This is a genomic window from Aromatoleum diolicum (assembly GCF_012910955.1).
Lineage (GTDB): Bacteria > Pseudomonadota > Gammaproteobacteria > Burkholderiales > Rhodocyclaceae > Aromatoleum > Aromatoleum diolicum.
Map to the genome: position 1 here is coordinate 35987 of NZ_WTVQ01000012.1, position 18063 is coordinate 54049.

The 18063-nt window shown below is 63.2% G+C and carries 14 protein-coding genes; 10 read left to right on the forward strand and 4 right to left on the reverse strand.

Annotated elements, in window-relative coordinates; all coding sequences use genetic code 11:
* The first annotated feature begins 163 nt into the window (after positions 1-163).
* From GPA25_RS09060 to GPA25_RS09085, 6 genes are all read left to right on the forward strand, one after another.
* Complete coding sequence (locus GPA25_RS09060) at positions 164-541, forward strand: Mth938-like domain-containing protein (protein WP_169260051.1); 378 nt, start codon at positions 164-166, stop codon at positions 539-541.
* Positions 542-654: 113 nt separating this feature from the next.
* On the forward strand, positions 655-1128 hold the full coding sequence (locus GPA25_RS09065) for a peroxiredoxin (protein ID WP_169260052.1): 474 nt from the start codon (positions 655-657) through the stop codon (positions 1126-1128).
* Between the two features lie 52 nt (positions 1129-1180).
* On the forward strand, positions 1181-2587 hold the full coding sequence (locus tag GPA25_RS09070) for a PhoH family protein (protein WP_169260124.1): 1407 nt from the start codon (positions 1181-1183) through the stop codon (positions 2585-2587).
* 112 nt (positions 2588-2699) lie between these two features.
* On the forward strand, positions 2700-4598 hold the full coding sequence (locus tag GPA25_RS09075) for a DUF294 nucleotidyltransferase-like domain-containing protein (protein WP_169260053.1): 1899 nt from the start codon (positions 2700-2702) through the stop codon (positions 4596-4598).
* Positions 4595-5239, forward strand: coding sequence for a 3'-5' exonuclease (locus tag GPA25_RS09080; RefSeq protein ID WP_169260054.1), 645 nt, complete (start codon positions 4595-4597; stop codon positions 5237-5239). Before GPA25_RS09075 ends, GPA25_RS09080 begins: the two co-directional genes overlap by 4 nt.
* Positions 5240-5256: 17 nt before the next feature.
* Complete coding sequence (locus GPA25_RS09085; protein WP_246265528.1) at positions 5257-5808, forward strand: C40 family peptidase; 552 nt, start codon at positions 5257-5259, stop codon at positions 5806-5808.
* Positions 5809-5990: 182 nt separating this feature from the next.
* Here the strand turns inward: GPA25_RS09085 and GPA25_RS09090 are convergent, their stop codons facing one another.
* From GPA25_RS09090 to ligD, 3 genes are read right to left on the reverse strand one after another with little or no spacing between them, the layout of a single operon-like run.
* On the reverse strand, positions 5991-6818 hold the full coding sequence (locus GPA25_RS09090; protein ID WP_169260055.1) for a tetratricopeptide repeat protein: 828 nt from the start codon (positions 6816-6818) through the stop codon (positions 5991-5993).
* A 4-nt stretch (positions 6819-6822) separates the two neighbouring features.
* The gene (gene ku / locus GPA25_RS09095; protein ID WP_169260056.1) at positions 6823-7701 is read right to left on the reverse strand and encodes a non-homologous end joining protein Ku; all 879 of its coding nucleotides are present in this window, start codon (positions 7699-7701) and stop codon (positions 6823-6825) included.
* An 18-nt stretch (positions 7702-7719) separates the two neighbouring features.
* Positions 7720-10518, reverse strand: a complete 2799-nt coding sequence (gene ligD / locus GPA25_RS09100) for a non-homologous end-joining DNA ligase (RefSeq protein ID WP_169260057.1) — start codon at positions 10516-10518, stop codon at positions 7720-7722.
* A gap of 25 nt (positions 10519-10543) precedes the next feature.
* Between ligD and GPA25_RS09105 the strand changes: the two genes are divergently transcribed.
* Positions 10544-11257, forward strand: coding sequence for a DUF72 domain-containing protein (locus GPA25_RS09105; protein ID WP_169260058.1), 714 nt, complete (start codon positions 10544-10546; stop codon positions 11255-11257).
* A 217-nt stretch (positions 11258-11474) separates the two neighbouring features.
* On the opposite strand, the gene GPA25_RS09110 is transcribed toward GPA25_RS09105, so the two are convergent.
* Positions 11475-14084, reverse strand: coding sequence for a bifunctional aconitate hydratase 2/2-methylisocitrate dehydratase (locus GPA25_RS09110; RefSeq protein ID WP_169260059.1), 2610 nt, complete (start codon positions 14082-14084; stop codon positions 11475-11477).
* Between the two features lie 351 nt (positions 14085-14435).
* On the opposite strand from GPA25_RS09110, the gene acnA reads away from it, so the two are divergent.
* From acnA to GPA25_RS09125, 3 genes are all read left to right on the forward strand, one after another.
* Positions 14436-17153, forward strand: a complete 2718-nt coding sequence (acnA, locus tag GPA25_RS09115) for an aconitate hydratase AcnA (RefSeq protein WP_169260060.1) — start codon at positions 14436-14438, stop codon at positions 17151-17153.
* Positions 17154-17170: 17 nt separating this feature from the next.
* On the forward strand, positions 17171-17557 hold the full coding sequence (locus GPA25_RS09120; RefSeq protein ID WP_169260061.1) for a YchJ family protein: 387 nt from the start codon (positions 17171-17173) through the stop codon (positions 17555-17557).
* Positions 17558-17666: 109 nt separating this feature from the next.
* On the forward strand, positions 17667-18050 hold the full coding sequence (locus GPA25_RS09125; protein WP_169260062.1) for a DUF6394 family protein: 384 nt from the start codon (positions 17667-17669) through the stop codon (positions 18048-18050).
* Positions 18051-18063: the final 13 nt, after the last annotated feature.

Consider the following 18063-nt stretch of genomic DNA (forward strand, 5'->3'; position numbering starts at 1 on the left):
TCCTTTCTTTTGCATGTTCTCGCTACTCCGCACCGTTCAGCCGGCGCGCCGGTGGTCATCGTCCGTCCGGAGCATGAAGTCTTCGGGTGGGCCGGAAAACCAAAAGAAGGTATCTTATCCAAGCCTGTATCCCCCGGCAATTTTGCCGACAGAGTGAAACCTGATGAAGCTGAATCTCGAACAGAATCCCAACCTGAAACTGGTCACCGGCTACGCTGCCGACCATCTCATGATCAACAAGGTGCGTCACGACGGCAATGTGATCCTGACCACCGACCGCGTCGTCGGCGCATGGGCGCCGGGCGGGTTCGAGGCGCTGCGCGCCGAAGACTTCGCCGCAGTGCTCGATCTGGCCCCGGAAGTGGTCATCATCGGCACCGGCTCCCGTTTGCGCTTCCCTGCACCGCAACTGCTGCGTCCGCTGATTGAAGCCCGCATCGGCTACGAGGTGATGGACTTGGCGGCAGCCTGCCGCACGTACAACATCCTCGCGACCGAAGGGCGTGCGGTCGCTGCCGCCCTGCTCTTCGATACGATCTGAGGCCGAAGGCGACCGCCAACCGCGCTCGGCAAGCTTCGCGCGATGCACGAGTGAATTGTCACGCAGCAGGCTCGTCAGCTACGCTGCACGCAAAAACCAACGCTGGAGCAGCCATGAATGCCACGATCAGCCCTGCCAGTCCCGCTGCGCCCGATTTCACCCTACCCGCCAGCGGCGGCAATACCGTCACCTTGTCGGCGCTACGCGGGCGCAAGCTGGTGCTCTACTTCTATCCCAAGGACAACACCCCCGGCTGCACCAACGAAACCGCCGACTTCCGCGATCACCATGCCGCATTTCAGGCCGCGGGGTGCGCGGTGTATGGCATTTCGCGCGACAGCCTCAAGTCGCATGAAAATTTCAAGGCCAAGCTTGGCCTGCCGTTCGAGCTGATTTCGGACACCGAAGAGGCGGCGTGCACTGCCTTCGGTGTAATCAAGATGAAAAACATGTATGGCAAACAGGTGCGAGGCATCGAGCGCAGCACGTTTGTCATCGATGCCGACGGCACCATCCGCCGCGAATGGCGCGGCGTAAAAGTCGGCGGCCACGCACAGGAAGTGCTCGATTTCGTGAAGAGTCTGTAACGTGCCTGCTCCCGTTCAACCCACCGCCGCAGACATCACCCGCCCACACGCCATGATCAAACGCGCCCCACGCAACCGGAAAACCAAGCTCTTCGTCCTCGACACCAACGTGTTGATGCACGATCCGACCAGCCTCTTCCGCTTCGAGGAGCACGACGTTTTCGTGCCGATCATGACGCTGGAGGAGCTCGACAACAACAAGAAGGGGATGTCGGAAGTCGCTCGCAACGCGCGCCAAGCGAGCCGCACGATGGACGAGGTCGTCACTTCCTGCCTCGACGGCATCGATGCCGGAATCGACCTCAAGGGCCCTTCGCACGATCTCGCCACCGGCAAGCTGTTCCTGCAGACCGAAGCCATCAACGTGGTATTACCGGCGGCTCTGCCCACCGCCAAGGGCGACAACCAGATTCTCGCGGTGGTGATGCACCTCGTCGAACGCTTCCCGAAGCGTCCGGTGATTCTGGTCTCCAAGGACATCAACATGCGCATCAAGGCCCGTGCGCTGGGCCTGGCCGCGCAGGACTACTTCAACGACAAGGTGCTGGAGGATACCGATCTCCTGTACACCGGCTGGCTCGAACTGCCTGCGGACTTCTGGGACACCCACGGCAAGGGCATGGAGTCGTGGAAAGAAGACGGGCGGACCTACTACCGCATCAAGGGTCCGCTGGCGGCCGGCATGCTGATCAACGAGTTCCTGTTTCAGGATGGCGGGACGCCGCTACAAGCCTGGGTCAAGGAAAAGAACGGCCGCAGCGTTCTGATCGAGACGCTGACCGATTACGCCCACACCAAGAACAACGTGTGGGGCATCACGGCGCGCAACCGCGAGCAGAACTTCGCCCTCAATCTGCTGATGAACCCGGAGATCGACTTCGTCACGCTGCTCGGCCAGGCCGGTACCGGCAAGACGCTGCTGACACTGGCGGCAGCGCTGACGCAGGTGCTCGAAGCGAAGCGCTACTCGGAGATCATCATGACGCGGGTGACGGTGCCGGTCGGCGAGGACATTGGATTTCTGCCCGGCACCGAGGAAGAGAAGATGGCGCCGTGGATGGGCGCACTGGAAGACAACCTCGACGTGCTCAACGGCACCACCGGCGAAGGTGGCGACTGGGGCCGCGCCGCAACGCGCGACCTGATCCGCTCGCGGATCAAGATCAAGAGCCTGAATTTCATGCGCGGGCGCACCTTCATCAACAAGTTCCTGATCATCGACGAAGCGCAGAACCTCACGCCGAAGCAGATGAAGACCCTGATCACCCGCGCGGGTCCCGGCACCAAGGTGGTCTGTCTGGGCAACATCGCGCAGATTGACACGCCCTACCTGACCGAAGGCAGTTCGGGCCTGACCTTCGTCGTCGACCGCTTCAAGGACTGGCCACACTCCGGCCATATCACGCTGCAGCGCGGCGAGCGTTCGCGCCTCGCCGATCACGCCGCCGAGGTGCTGTAAGCGGCTGAACACGCTGCAAGGGTGACCGCAAGATCGCCAAAGATTGTCATGGATCATCCCGGGGAAGCGGTGTGCGCCCTATAATGGACGGGTTTTTGTCAAGAAAGCCGCCATGATCGCCACCGCCCCCGAGATGTTGATCGGTGCCAGCTCGGACTTCCTCAAGCGCTTCTCGCCGTTCAACCGGATGGAGCCGGAGGCGCTCGAATTTCTCACCGAGCGGGCGGTACTGGCGTTCCACGGCAAGGGCAGCGAAATTCTGACCCCGGACATGGGGCAGCCGAGCCACTTCCACATTGTGCAGCGGGGCAAGGTGCAGGCGCGGCAATCCGGTCCAGCCAGCGTTACCGATTACAACACGATGACCCTTGGCCCGGGTGAATGCTTCCCGATCGGTGCCATCTCGGCGCAACGCCCGTCGACAAACGCTTATGTAGCGGTCGAAGACAGTTTCGTATTCCAGTTGCCGGCCGATGATTTCCTCAAGCTCATTCAGATGAGCCCGGTCTTCCACCTGTTCTGTACCCAGTACATCGCGAGCCTGCTCAATCAGTCACGCCAACAGCTACAAAGCACCTTCTCGCAACGCGCCGCCGAGCAGCAGTCGATGACGACGCAGCTTGGCCAACTGGTCAAGAAGGTGCCGGTCTTCGTCACGCCCGACAGCACGATCCGCGCCGCGCTGGAAAAGATGTCGGAGATGCGAATCGGCTGCATGGTGGTCGCTGATGCCGAACACAAGCCCGTCGGCATCCTTACGCAAAGTGACCTTCTGCCGCGTGTCGTGCTGCCCGAAATAGACCTCAAACGTCCGATCAGCGACGTGATGACGCAGACGCCGCACGTAATGTCGGCCGCGGCATCGGCTTACGATGCCGCGCTTGAAATGGCCACCCACGGCGTACGCCACCTGCTCGTAATCGACAGCGAGGGCAAGCTCAGTGGTGTCGTCTCCGAACGCGACCTGTTCACCCTGCAGCGCATCAGCCTGCGTCAGATTCGCGCGAGCATCGAAGGCGCGAGCGACGTCGAATCGCTACAGCGCGCGAGCCGCGACATCCGCCAGCTCGCCCTCAACCTGATCGCCCAAGGCATCGGTGCCGAACAGCTCACGCAGTTCATTTCCGCCCTCAACGACGCGCTGACACGTCGCATCATCGATCTGGCACTGGCGCGGCATGAACTTTACGGCATCGACTACGCCTGGCTCGCCTTCGGATCGGAAGGCCGCCACGAGCAGACTCTGTCCTCCGATCAGGACAACGGCGTGATCTACGTCTGCCCGGAGAATACCGACGGGGCCACACTCAAGCAGCGCCTGATTGCGTTTGCCAAGGAGGTCAACGAAAACCTCGCCGAGTGCGGCTTCCCGCTGTGCAAGGGCAACATCATGGCGAGCAACCCGGAGCTGTGCCTGACCCTGGATGAGTGGAAGAGCCGCTTCGGCGACTGGATCCGCGAACCCGATCCGCAGGCTCTGCTCAACGCGTCGATCTTCTTCGATTACCGCGTGTTGTGCGGCAATGAAAGGCTTGGTGACCAGCTGCGCAACTGGTTGAACCGTACTGCCAAGGCGAATACGGCCTTCCTGCGCATGATGGCCGTCAATGCCCTGCAAGTGGTGCCGCCGCTGGGCCGAATCCGCGATTTTGTGCTTGAGGACGACGGCACCATCGACCTGAAGAAATACGGGGCCAGACTGTTCGTCGACGTTGCGCGAATTCTTGCTTTGCGTGCCGGCGTTGCATCGAGCAGCACGGTACAGCGTCTGCGCCAGGCGGGTGCCAAAATGGGAATGCAGGCTGATGAACTTTCCGCGCTCATCGACGGATTCCACTTCATCCAGCTGTTGCGGCTGCGTTCGCAGCATCTGGAGACCGAGCACGATGCGCCGGGCGACAACCGGATCAATCCGGACGACCTCAATGAGCTGGACCGCCGCATCCTCAAGGAAGCGTTTCGTCAAGCCCGCAAGTTGCAGCTGCGACTCAAGCTCGATTACCAGCTATGAATTGGCTTACGAGACTGCTCAGCAACCGGGTCGATACCGCCTCGCTCGATGCTCCGCTGCGCGACGCTCTCATCCGGTGGCAGGCACTGCTTCAGCCGGACCTCGGGAAGGCGCACTTTGAAACCCGCTATGTAGTCATCAACACCGAAGCCACCGGACTCAATCTCGAAAGCGACCGTCTGCTCGCGGTCGGCGCCGTTGCCATCGACGGCGCACTGCTATCACCCCACGACAGCTATTACGCGCGTCTCGATCCGGACCCCGCCACAGCCCTGACCAATCTGCTCACATTTTCCGGGGCCGGCCCCGTCGTGGTTTTCAATGCCGCATTCAACCGCAGCATGCTGGAAGGCGCACTTACCGAACATCTCGGCATCACGCCGGAATGGGCCTGGCTGGACCTGCACTGGCTACTGCCTGCGCTGTACGATGAACGCATCGACAGGGCGGCACGCCTGGGCGACTGGATGAAGGCATTCAGCATCGAGACCTTCCAGCGCCACCATGCACTGGGCGACGCCTGGGCGATTGCCCAGTTGATGCTCGCCGCCCAGTCACGCGCACTCGCCGAAGGCCTGAACACCCCACGCAGCCTGGCAGAACTCGAACGCACACGCCGACAATTGAGGCGCCACGGATGAATCAATCAAGTTCCACAATGAACCGCCACCGCATTTTCGCCACTCGATTTGCCCCGCTGGCCATCGCATTGGCGTTGATGGCTGCAGCCCCTGCCCGGAGCACCGAGAACACACCGTCCCCGCAGGGCGAACCCTCTGCACTTTCGCTCGAGCGTGCCGGTACGACGGCACAGGGACTAATCAATCAGGGAATGGAATACCTCGGTATCCGCTACCGTTTCGGCGGAAACTCCCCTGAAACCGGACTCGATTGCAGCGGTCTGGTACAGAACGTGTTCCGTAACGCCCTCGGACTCAACCTCCCCCGTACTGCGCGCGACATGGCGCGCCTCGGCGACAAGGTCGGAATGCAAGACCTGAAACCCGGCGATCTGGTATTTTTCAACACCATGCGCCGTGCCTTCTCGCATGTGGGCATCTATATGGGGGATGGTCGCTTCCTCCACGCCCCGGCACGCGGCGGTGAAGTTCGCATCGAAGAGATGGACAAGAGCTACTGGGCCAAACGCTTCAATGGTGCCCGCCGCCTGGTGCCCGAAGCGGACGTGGGACTTCCGCAGGCAAACTGAGTCTCACGCAACAATTGGAGTCCACGTAGCAAGAATTTGACGGACCTCGTTCGTTCCAACTCCTGCACACGGGATCATCGCGGCGAGCTGGATCGCCTCGTTCACATCGTGCATTGATGAGGATGAAACCGCCGAACTGGTCAATTTGGCCGGCGCCAACCCACTCGGTTCCCCCGCAATGCCTATCCCGGCTTCGCCTCGACCAGCCTGCGATACTGCGCCATGTGGCGGATGGCTTCCCTGGGCTTTCTGAACTGCTCGCATAACAACGCCAAGTTGTAGTGGCAATCGGCCAGGCCGGGATCGCCGCGAAGCGCCGCCTCGTAGGCGTCCATCGCTTCGTGCTTGCGATCCATGTCGTCAAGAAGGACACCGAGGTTATACATCAGAGTCGGGTCGCCGCCGCACGCCGCGATCGCATCGCGGTAGACGCTTTCGGCTTCCGTCAGGCATCCGACCTCGTGCAGGAGCAATCCCAGATTGATGCGTGCATCGAGCAGGTTCGGCGCCTCGGCGATGGCTCGCTCGTAGGCCCGCCTCGCGGACTCGGGTTCGTCGCGTTCCAGAGCGAGGGCCTGCTCGAACCAGTGCTGCGCATTCGTGGGTGGTTTGGCGGCAGCCGCCTTGCGCTCGATCACGCTCAGGGAGCCGTCGGCAGGATCGCCTTCGAACGCGAGCAGATACTGGCCCGAGTCGGCCTGCCAGTGGCTGCGGCCTTCCCTGACGACCACGCGGTCGGCCACCGCGCAGACGGACAGCCCCGAGAGGGGCATCTCCTCAGGAAGGCTGCGGCGAAGCGCCTCCATGGACCTCAGGATGCGCTTGGGCGGCACCTGCGCCTCGGTGAGCGTTTGAGCGGTGCGTAGGACGACCAGATCCTGGAAGGAGAATAGCCAGGCATTGCGTGGGCCGCGCGCTGGCGAAACGAAGCCGGCCGCGATCAGCGCACGGATCGTGCTGCGCCGCAGGCGCAGGAGTTTCTCGACCTCGCGCACGCCGTAGCGGGGCATGTCGCTACTTCTTCGCCGCCTTGCGCACCGTCGGCTCGGCGGCAGGCTGCGCCCGCTTGGGTGGTTTGCGCGCCTCGGCCTGCGGCTGGGAGGGTTGAACCACCGTCGGCGCCTTCTTCTCCAGGCTCGCGCGCAGCGCTTCCATGAGGTCGATCACCTGGCCGCCGCGTTCGCCCTCCTCCGCCAGGGTGATCTCCTGGCCCTCGACCTTCTTCTGCACCGCCGCCTCGATCCGCGCGCGAACCGCGTCGGTGTAGGCGTCGGGATCGAAGCGGTCGACGGCCTGCTGATCGATCAGCTGCTGCGCGAGCTTTAGCTCGGCCTCCTTGACTTCGGTCGGCGGGATGTCGATGTCCTTGATCGACCGCACCTCCGCGCCGTAGAGCAGTTGCTGCATGACGAGTCCCCCCTCGACGGGGCGGATCATCACGACGTGCTGCTTTCCGCGCGCCGCCCAGCGGCCCAGCGCACAGCGCCCCGAAGCGCGCAGCGCCTGGGCGAGCAGCGCGTAGGGCTTGGCGCCGCCCTTGTCGGGGGCGAGGTAATAGGCCTTGTCGAAATACACCGGATCGATCGACTCGATCGGCACGAATTCGGTGATCTCGGCGCTGTGCGAGCCCGCCTCGTCGAGCGCCTTCAGCTCGTCGGCGCTGAACATCACGAACTGGTCCTTGGCGAATTCGTAGCCCTTGACGATGTCCTCGCGCGCCACCACCACTTCCTCCTTCAAGCACACGTACTGCTGCTTGAGCCGCGATCCGCAGCCCTTGTGCAACAGGTTGAACGACAGGGCCTTGCTCGCCTCGGTGGCGGAATAGAGCTTCACCGGGATGGCCACCAGTCCGAACGAGACCGTGAGCGATGCAATTGATCGTGCCGTCATGTTTGCCTCCAGGAGGGATCAGGTTCTCGCGCCCGACAAAGCCCGTTCCAGGCTGAGTTTGCGCGCCAGGGCGTCGTGCCACCGATCACCCGTTTGCGACAGGCGCTGCGCGACGTTGGTGATCCTGAAATCGAGCGGGTGCGCGCTGGCCAGCTCGTCCCAGGTGAGCGGCATCGACACCGGCGCGCCGGGCACCCCGCGGGGCGAGTAGGCGACGTTCAGCGTCTTGCCGCGGACGTTCATGTTGTGATCGAGGAAAATTTTCCCGATCCGCTCCCGCACACTCCACTCCATCGTGATGTCCTTGGGATGGTGGCGCAGCAGGTGCCGCCCGACCAGCTCGCACACTTTGCGTGCGGCGTCGAAATCGATCGTGCGCCGGATCGGCACGAAGATATGCAGCCCGGTCTTGCCCGAGGTCTTGACGATGGCGTCCAGCGCCATGCTTTGCAGCAGCTCGCGCAGGTGGAAGGCCACTTCCTTGCCCTTCTCGAAGGCGACCGTGTTGAGCTCCGGCTCCGCCCCCGGCGCCTCGTTGCCCGAATAGATGTAGGGGTCGAGGTCGAACACGACGTAGTCGGGGAAGTTCAGCACCGAAGCCTCCAGGGCGGCAAGCGAACTGTCGTAGTCGGCCCCCTGGGTCGCCGCATCGGGTCCTGGCCGCGCCCGCGAATGCCAGACGTGGAGTTCGAGAGTCCCGGACTGCGCGAGCCACAGCAGCGTCGCCAGGTTGTTGCACAGGAGCGCCTGATGGCTCTCGTCCTTGTGCTCGGAAAACACACTCATGGTGTCCACGAACTCGGGCCGTTCCTGCTCCCAGTGCTTCTGGAAGAAACGCTGCCCGAAGATGCCGTCGGGCATGCGGATCAGCGTCAGCGGACGATCCGCGAGGTGCGGCAGCAGGTAGGGCGAAACTTGCGCGAAATAGCGCAACAGGTCGCGCTTGGTCACCGCCGGCTGCTTGAGCGCCGGATCCGCCGGCCAGTAGACGCGATCGAGATGCGTCAGCCGGATCCGGTGCGGGCCGACCGCGAGGGGGAAGGCCACCTTATTGTTCTCGAGTTGCCGCAGGACGTCGCCGATCTCGCCGAGCTCTTTGTTCGCCCTCGGCGGTCCGGCCGCGTGCGGCAGCTGGTCATGCATCGGGCGGCGCACCGCCTTCGGGTCGATGTCGTCGCGCACGCGCAGAAGAACCGGTGCGCGCAGGCTGTCGTCCTCGGTCCACTGCTGGAACTTCACTTCGACCACGACTTCCGGCGCGACCCAGGTCGTCGGGCCATGCAGCTCGGGCTTCTCCACGAACGGGCAGGCATCGGTTCGCAAGCCATCGAGCCGCGCCCTCATTTGCGCCAGCGTTTCGGCGTCGAAGCCGGAGCCGACGTGCGAGGCGTAACGCAACCCGGCTCCGTCCCAGAACCCGATCAGCAGGGCACCGAGCGGCGCGCGCGAACCCTTGCCTTTGGTGTAGCCGCCGACCACGAACTCCCCGCTTTGCGTCGCTTTGACCTTGAGCCAGGCGCCCGAGCGCCGTCCGCCCTCGTAGCGGCTGTCCCTGCGCTTGCCGACGACGCCCTCGAAGCCGCTGGCGAGCGCCGCCCGATAGAGCGCCTTTCCGTCCTCCGCGGCATGGACGAGCTGCAGCAGGTGCGAAGGCAGCAGGCATTGGGTGAGGTAGCGGCGGCGGTCACGATAAGGCGTCAGGCGCAGGTCGACGCCCCCGAAGTGCAGCAGATCGAAGCAGCAGAAGACCGCCGGCGTCGTGCGGTCGGCCGCGGCGATGTCGCGCTCGTTCTTCAGCTGAAAGCGATTCTGCAGCGCGTTGAACGAGGGGCGGCCGCTCGCATCGAAGGCGACGAGTTCGCCGTCGAGAATCATGTCCGCCGCCTGAGCGCGCAGCTCCGCGCAAAGCCCCGGGAAGGTCGCGGTCAGGTCGAGGCCCCGGCGCGACAGCAGTTTCACCTCATCTCCCGCGACGAACGCCAGCACGCGGTAGCCGTCGAGCTTCGGCTCCCACAGCCAGCCGGCATCGGCAAACGGCGCTTCGCCGATCTCGGCGAGCATCGGCGAGAGCTTCGCGGGCATTGCCGAAGGCGGGCCGTGGGGAGCCAGCGTCGCCGCAGGCACGCGGTGCGCCGGCAGGACCTTGATCTCCTCGACTGCCAGCCCGCTGAGCACCGAACGATTCCGCTCGGTGATGTCACCCAACCCCGCGGCCGGCCCCGTGAAGCGGTCCTTGTGCTTGATCAGCAGCCAGTTTTTCGAGTCCGAGGTACGGACCAAGGCGAACGAGCCCTTCACCTTCTCCCCGCGCAGTTGAAAACTCAGCTTGCCTTTCGCGAGGCCGTCGCGCACCCGCTGCTGCGCTTCGTCGCGATCGGCGAACGAGTACGCCTGCTCCTCGTCGGGTGAATAAACGCCGCAGTCCCAGACGATCACCTCCCCGGCGCCGTACTGCCCGGGCGGGATGACCCCTTCGAAGGAGGCGTAGTCGTAGGGATGGTCCTCGGTCTGCACCGCGAGCCGCTTCTCGCTGGGGTCGAGCGACGGGCCCTTGGGAACTGCCCAGGATTTCAGCACTCCATCACATTCGAGGCGGAAGTCGAAATGCAGCCGCCGAGCCGAGTGCTGCTGGATGACGAAAAGGAGGGGCCCGCCAGCTGCGGGCGCTGCCGACGGCGCCGGCTCGGGCGTCGCAGCAAAAGTCCGCTTGGCGGCGTATTCATCGAGCTGACCGAGTTCACTGAGCGCCTTGGCCGCGGACGGCCGGGCCACGCGCCGAACCTTGCGCGAAGGAGCAACCTCAACCCCGCGCGGCATGGGGCCTGTCCTGGGAGCAGAAGCGATGCGATTGTCGACCGGAACGAGCGGCTTTTCTTACAAGGAGTGGCTCGGCTCCTTCTATCCGGAAAAGCTCCCTCCCGACGCGATGCTCCACTACTACGCCGAGCGCTTCACGACGGTTGAGATCAACAACACCTTCTACCGCATGCCCGACGAATCGATGCTCGCGCGCTGGGCGGAGCAAGTGCCGCCGGAGTTCTCCTTCACGCTCAAGGCACCGCGGCGGATCACGCACGAGCAACGTCTGCGCGAGAGCGAATCCAGCGTGACCGAATTCGTGCGCCGCGCCGCTGCGCTGGGAGACAAGCTCGGCGTGCTCCTGTTCCAGTTGCCGCCGTTTCTCAGAAAGGATGTTCATCGGCTGCGCGATTTCCTGGCGGGGTTGCCATCAGACAAGCGCTACGCCTTCGAGTTTCGCCACGCCTCCTGGCAGGACGACGAGGTCTACGAAGCGCTTCGCTCCCTCGGCGCCCTGTATTGCGTCACCGACACTGACGAAGGCGAAACCCCGTTCGTGGCCACGACCGAGTGCGCGTACATCCGCCTGCGGCGAACCCACTACGACGACGCCGACCTGCGTGCCTGGGTCGAGCGCATCGCTGCACAGCCGCTCACCCGCGCCTACGTCTACTTCATGCACGAAGACGAGGCACTCGGAACGCGCTTCGCCAGGCGCCTCGACGAGTTGTGGCACGAAGCGGGAGGATCGCGTTGAATGTCGAGTGCCCCTTTGTGCCGGCACGCACGGGGCGCAAGGATTCCCAAGTCAGAGCGGAAGGAAATGTCGGATGCATTGACGGGGAGCAGAAGGGACTCCTCCGCACCACGCTTGACGGTTTAGGCATCCCATAGACGGAAAGTCTAAAAACAAAAACCCGCATCAGTAACGATGCGGGTTTTCGAGATGCTGAAGGCAGCTTACGGCTTAGACATCAGACCGTAACGGTAGCGGCCACTTCGCTGAACTCCTTGATTTGGTCGAAGTTCATGTAGCGATAAACGTCGGCCGCCTTGGCGTTCACCACCTTAACCTGCTCCATGTACTCGGCCACAGTCGGGATCTTGCCCATCAGCGCGCAGATCGAGGCCAGTTCGGCGGAGCCGAGGAAGACTTGGGTGTCGATGCCGAGACGATTCGGGAAGTTGCGCGTCGAGGTCGACATCGCCGTGCTGCCCTTGCGGATTTGCGCCTGGTTACCCATGCACAGCGAACAACCCGGCATTTCCATGCGTGCGCCGGACTTGCCGAGGATCGCGTAGTAGCCTTCCTCGTTGAGGATCATGGCGTCCATCTTGGTCGGCGGGGCCACCCACAGGCGGGTCGGGATGTCCGACTTGCCTTCGAGGACCTTGCCGGCAGCACGGAAGTGGCCGATGTTGGTCATGCACGAACCGATGAACACTTCATCGATCTTGGTGCCGGACACTTCGGACAGCAGCTTCACGTCGTCCGGGTCGTTCGGGCAGGCAACGATCGGTTCCTTGACGTCGGCCAGATCGATCTCGATCACGGCGGCGTACTGGGCGTCCTTGTCGGCCTGGAGCAGTTCCGGCTTGGCGATCCACGCTTCCATGGCCTTGATGCGGCGGCCGAGCGTGCGCGCGTCGGAGTAGCCGTTGGCGATCATCCACTTCATCAGCGTGATGTTCGAGCGCATGTATTCGATGATCGGCGCCTTGTCGAGCTGTACGGCGCAGGCGGCAGCGGAACGTTCGGCGGCAGCGTCGGAGAGCTCGAACGCCTGCTCGACCTTCAGATCCGGCAGGCCTTCGATTTCGAGGATGCGGCCGGAGAAGATGTTCTTCTTGCCCTGCTTGGCGACGGTCAGCAGCCCCTGCTTGATGGCGTAGTAGGGAATGGCGTTGACCAGGTCACGCAGCGTGACGCCATCCTGCAGCTTGCCCTTGAAGCGCACCAGCACGGATTCCGGCATGTCCAGCGGCATCACGCCGGTGGCGGCGGCAAAGGCCACCAGACCGGAACCGGCCGGGAAGGAAATGCCGATCGGGAAGCGGGTGTGCGAGTCGCCACCGGTACCGACGGTGTCGGGCAGCAGCAGGCGGTTGAGCCAGGAGTGGATGACGCCGTCACCCGGACGCAGCGCAACGCCGCCACGGGTGCTGATGAAGGACGGCAGTTCGCGGTGCATCTTGACGTCGACCAGCTTCGGATAGGCGGCGGTGTGGCAGAAAGACTGCATCACCATGTCGGCGGAGAAGCCGAGGCAGGCCAGATCCTTGAGCTCGTCGCGCGTCATCGGGCCGGTGGTGTCCTGGGAACCGACGGTGGTCATCTTCGGCTCGCAGTAGGTTCCCGGCAGGATGCCCTTGCCTTCCGGCAGGCCACAGGCACGACCGACCATCTTCTGCGCCAGCGAGTAGCCCTTGCCCGGATCCTGCGGCTGGGCCGGCAGACGGAACAGGGTCGACACCGGCAGGCCCAGCGCTTCACGCGCCTTGGTCGTCAGGCCACGGCCGACGATCAGCGGAATGCGGCCACCGGCGCGCACTTCGTCGAGGATGACCGGGGTCTTGAGCTGCGATTCGGCGATCACGGCGCCGTTCTTGAGCGCGGTGACCTTGGCCGTGGCGGCGTCGATCTTGAGCTCGATCTCGTCGCCCATGTTCATGTCTTCGACGTTCAGCTCGATCGGCAGCGCGCCGGCGTCTTCCATCGTGTTGAAGAAGATCGGGGCAATCTTGGAACCGATGCAGACACCACCGAAACGCTTGTTCGGCACGAAGGGGATGTCTTCGCCGGTGAACCACAGCACGGAGTTCGTCGCGGATTTGCGCGACGAACCGGTGCCGACCACGTCGCCGACGTAGGCGATCAGGTTGCCCTTCTTGGCCAGCGCTTCGAGTTGCTTGACCGGGCCGCGGGCGCCGGCTTCGTCGGCTTCGATACCCGGACGCGGGTTCTTCAGCATGGCCAGCGCATGCAACGGAATGTCGGGGCGCGACCAGGCGTCCGGCGCCGGCGACAGGTCATCGGTGTTGGTTTCGCCGGTGACCTTGAAAACGGTCAGTTTCTGCGAAGCCGGCACTTCCGGACGCGAGGTGAACCACTCGGCGTCGGCCCAGGACTGCATGACGGCCTTGGCGTTCGCCGCAGCTGTCACATTCGCCGATTTCGCCAGTTCGGCCACATCGTGGAAAAAGTCGAACACCAGCAAGGTCTTCTTGAGACCTTCGGCGGCCACGCCACCAACTTCGGCGTCGCCCAGCAAGTCGATCAGCGGCTTGACGTTGTAGCCGCCAAGCATCGTGCCAAGCAGCTCGGTGGCCTTGGCGCGGGAGATCAGCGTGCAGGCCTCCTCGCCTTTGGCAACTTTGGCCAGGAACTCGGCCTTGACCTTGGCGGCGTCATCCACACCGGCCGGTACACGGTAGGTGATCAGCTCGACGAGGGCGGTTTCTTCGCCCTTCGGCGGGTTCTTGAGCAGCGCAACGAGATCGGCGGTCTGCTGCTTCGACAGCGGCAGCGGCGGGATGCCGAGGGCGGCACGCTCGGCGACATGGGCACGGTAGGCTTCAAGCACGGCGAATTCCTTCCTTTATCGTGACAGTGGCTGGGCGTCCGGGCGCTGACCCGAACGAGGCTGCGAGATTATATGTCTTTTATAAGACTTGAGGTGCAATGCAGCAACGAATGCCTTGCAGCGGCGGAATTCTACTCCTCCCGATGTGCCTGCGCGTGCAATGGCCGGACTTGCGGCCCCAGTCATTCATTGCAATCGCCGGGGCAATCGACTAGACCGGGCAAAGGGCCCCAAGGGGAACGCATCGCGCAAGCGGACGTTCCAACGAAGAGTCAATGGGTTGCATATTCGCGTGGATGACACGCCCCCGCCAGACATGACAACGTTCCACTGCTCCGCAGGAGATTGACCATGCTCCACAATCTTTTCGACGCCCGGAAGACCTTTTCGACCGCATTCGGACGCGAGGGCCAGTTCTACTCGCTCCGCGCGCTTGAGGCCGCCGGCATCGGCAAAGTGTCGCGCCTGCCGGTATCGATCCGCATCGTGCTGGAAGCGGTGCTGCGCCACTGCGACGGCAAGAAGGTCACCGAGGAGCATGTGCGTCAGCTCGCCAGATGGACGCCGAACGCAGAGCGAACCGACGAGATTCCATTCGTCGTCGCGCGGGTGGTCCTGCAGGACTTCACCGGCGTGCCGCTGCTGTGCGACCTGGCGGCGATGCGCAATGTTGCCGCCGAAATGGGGAGGGATCCCAAGCTGATCGAGCCGCTGGTGCCGGTCGACCTTGTCGTCGACCATTCGGTGCAGGTGGACCACTACGGCACGCCGATCGCACTGCGCCAGAACATGGAACTCGAGTTCCTGCGTAACCGCGAGCGCTACCAGTTCATGAAATGGGGCATGCAGGCGTTCGACACCTTCAAGGTGGTGCCGCCGGGGATCGGCATTGTCCATCAGGTGAATCTCGAATACCTGTTCCGCGGCGTACGCGGACACAAGACCACCGAGGGTGATCTGTACTACCCGGACACCCTGGTCGGCACGGATTCGCATACGACGATGATCAACGGAGTCGGCGTGGTCGGCTGGGGCGTGGGCGGCATCGAGGCCGAGGCCGGCATGCTCGGCCAGCCGGTGTATTTCCTCACGCCGGATGTCGTCGGCGTGGAACTCAAGGGACGCCTCAACGAAGGCGTGACCGCGACCGATCTGGTCCTGACCGTCACCGAGATGCTGCGACACCAGAAAGTGGTCGGCAAGTTCGTCGAATTCTTTGGCGAAGGCACCGCCACCCTGTCCGTCACGGACCGCGCAACGATCGCCAACATGGCCCCCGAATATGGCGCCACGATGGGATTTTTCCCGGTCGATGAGAAGACGATTGCGTATATGCGCGGCACGGGGCGCACGGACGCTGAATGCGAACTGTGCGAGACGTATTTCCGTGAACAGGGCTTGTTCGGCATCCCGCGCGCGGGCGACATCGACTATTCGACGACGTTGACGCTGGATCTGACATCCATCGTTCCCTCGCTCGCAGGCCCCAAACGCCCTCAGGACCGCATTGCGCTGAAGGACATGGAAGAGGTGTTCGACCGCCTGTTTTCGCAGCCGGCAAGCGAAAACGGCTTCGGCCAGCCCGAGGCCGCGCTCGGCACGCGTTTTCCGACGAGACTACCGGGCGTCGACCTCGGTCATGGCGACGTGCTGATCGCGGCGATCACGTCGTGCACCAATACCAGCAACCCGGCGGTATTGATCGCAGCCGGCCTGCTGGCAAAAAAGGCGGTCGACAAGGGCCTGTCGGTGAAGCCGCACGTCAAGACCTCGCTCGCTCCCGGTTCGCGCGTGGTAACGGAGTACCTTGGCAAGGCCGGGCTGCTCGAACCACTGGCACAACTGGGTTTCGCGCTGGCGGGCTATGGCTGCACGACCTGTATCGGCAATGCGGGCGATCTGGCGCCCGAACTGAACGACGCGATCAACGAGAACAACGTGATTGCGGCCGCCGTGCTATCCGGGAACCGCAATTTCGAGGCACGCATCCACCCCAACCTGCGCGCCAACTTCCTCGCCTCGCCGCCCTTGGTGGTGGCCTTCGCAATTGCCGGACGCGCCAACGTCGATCTCACCGAAAACCCGCTAGGCCGAGGCAAGGACGGCCGTCCAGTATATCTCCGGGATATCTGGCCGACCTCGGACGAAATCGCGGCGGTGATGCCCTATGCGATGGACCCGGCAACGTTCACGCGCCTGTACGCCGACTTCACCAGAGATCACGACCTATGGAACGAGATTCCCGCGACGACCGGTCAGATCTACGAGTGGCCCGATTCCACCTATATCGCCCGCCCGCCCTTCTTCGACGGCTTCTCGTTGCAGCCGGGTACCGTCGGTGACATCACCGGCGCGCGCATGTTGCTGATGCTCGGCGACTCGGTCACCACCGACCACATCTCGCCTGCAGGCTCATTCAAGGACACCACCCCTGCCGGCCAATGGCTGATTTCACGCGGCGTCGCGAAACAGGATTTCAATTCCTATGGGTCGCGCCGCGGCCATCATGACGTAATGGTGCGCGGCACCTTCGCTAATGTGCGGGTAAAGAACATGATGCTGCCGCCGCGTGAGGACAGCTCGCGCGTCGAGGGCGGCTACACCTTGCTCGACGGCACACAGACCACCGTGTTCGACGCGGCGATGGCCTACATGGCCACCGCCACACCGACAATCGTTTTTGCCGGCGAGGAATATGGCACCGGCTCCAGCCGCGACTGGGCGGCCAAGGGCACGCAGTTGCTCGGCGTCAAGGCCGTCGTCGCCAGAAGTTTCGAGCGCATTCACCGCTCAAACCTCGTCGGCATGGGCGTATTGCCCTTGCAGTTCAAGGGCGAGGATTCGTGGGAGAATTTAGGCCTGACCGGCGACGAAACTTTTGACATACTGGGAATCAATGCGAGACTCCTGCCCCGCCAGGATCTGACCCTGAGGTTCGGGCGCCGCGACGGCACGGTGCAAGAGGTTTCCGTGCTATGCCGCATTGATACGCCGATCGAAGTTGATTACTACCGCCACGGCGGCATCCTGCCTTACGTGCTGCGCGAAATTCTCGGACGCCCCGGATAATTCCGGACACTCACACCATGGTCGCCCTTTCCTGCCCCTGCCAATCAGGCAAGTCCTTTGACGATTGCTGCGCCCCCGTGATCATGGGCGAACTTCCGGCCAAGACCGCCGAAGCGCTGATGCGCAGCCGTTACACCGCCTTCACGCTGCGCGATGAGGCATATCTGCTCGCCAGTTGGCATCCGTCGACGCGGCCCACCGCACTGAATCTGGCCATCGAACCGGTTCCGAAATGGATCGGACTGCAGGTCAGGCAGCAAGTCCAGACGGGGGATAACACCGCCATTGTCGAATTTGTCGCCCGCTACCGCATCGGCGGAAAGGCGCACCGCTTGCACGAAACCAGCCGCTTCGTGCGCGAAGAACACCGGTGGTTCTACGTTGACGGCGAGTTGCATGATTAACGCCACACACGGCGGAGTTCATAGGCGCATATAATCAAGCCGAAATATGCCTTCCACGTGAGCAGATGCCGCGCCTGTTCGCAAAGCGTGCCCTGACAGCGAGATCGACATGAACCTCGAAAAAGTCATCTTCGGCTTCTTCATCGTACTCGCCGCCACCTTGAATTTCGGCTTTTTCGTCGGAGATATCGACGATCCGGCGCACCACGACATCTATGAACTTTTCGCGGCAATCGTCGTAAGCCTGATCGCGACAGTGCTCAAATTCGGCGATCGCACCCAGATCGGTGCGGTGCACCTGTCGACCAGTCTGGTTGCCGACCTGCAGTTGCTTGCCGCTGCAATGGTGTGGGGCTATGCCGCCCATATTTCGGCAAGCGGGTTGACGCCCGAGATGGTCGCGCGGGTGGTTTCACTGTCAGGTGGTGCGCTGTTTGCCAACGTGGTTTCGGTGGTGATCCTGATCGCCGAAACCATCATGCAGCGACGCTAGTCCGAGACCCCGC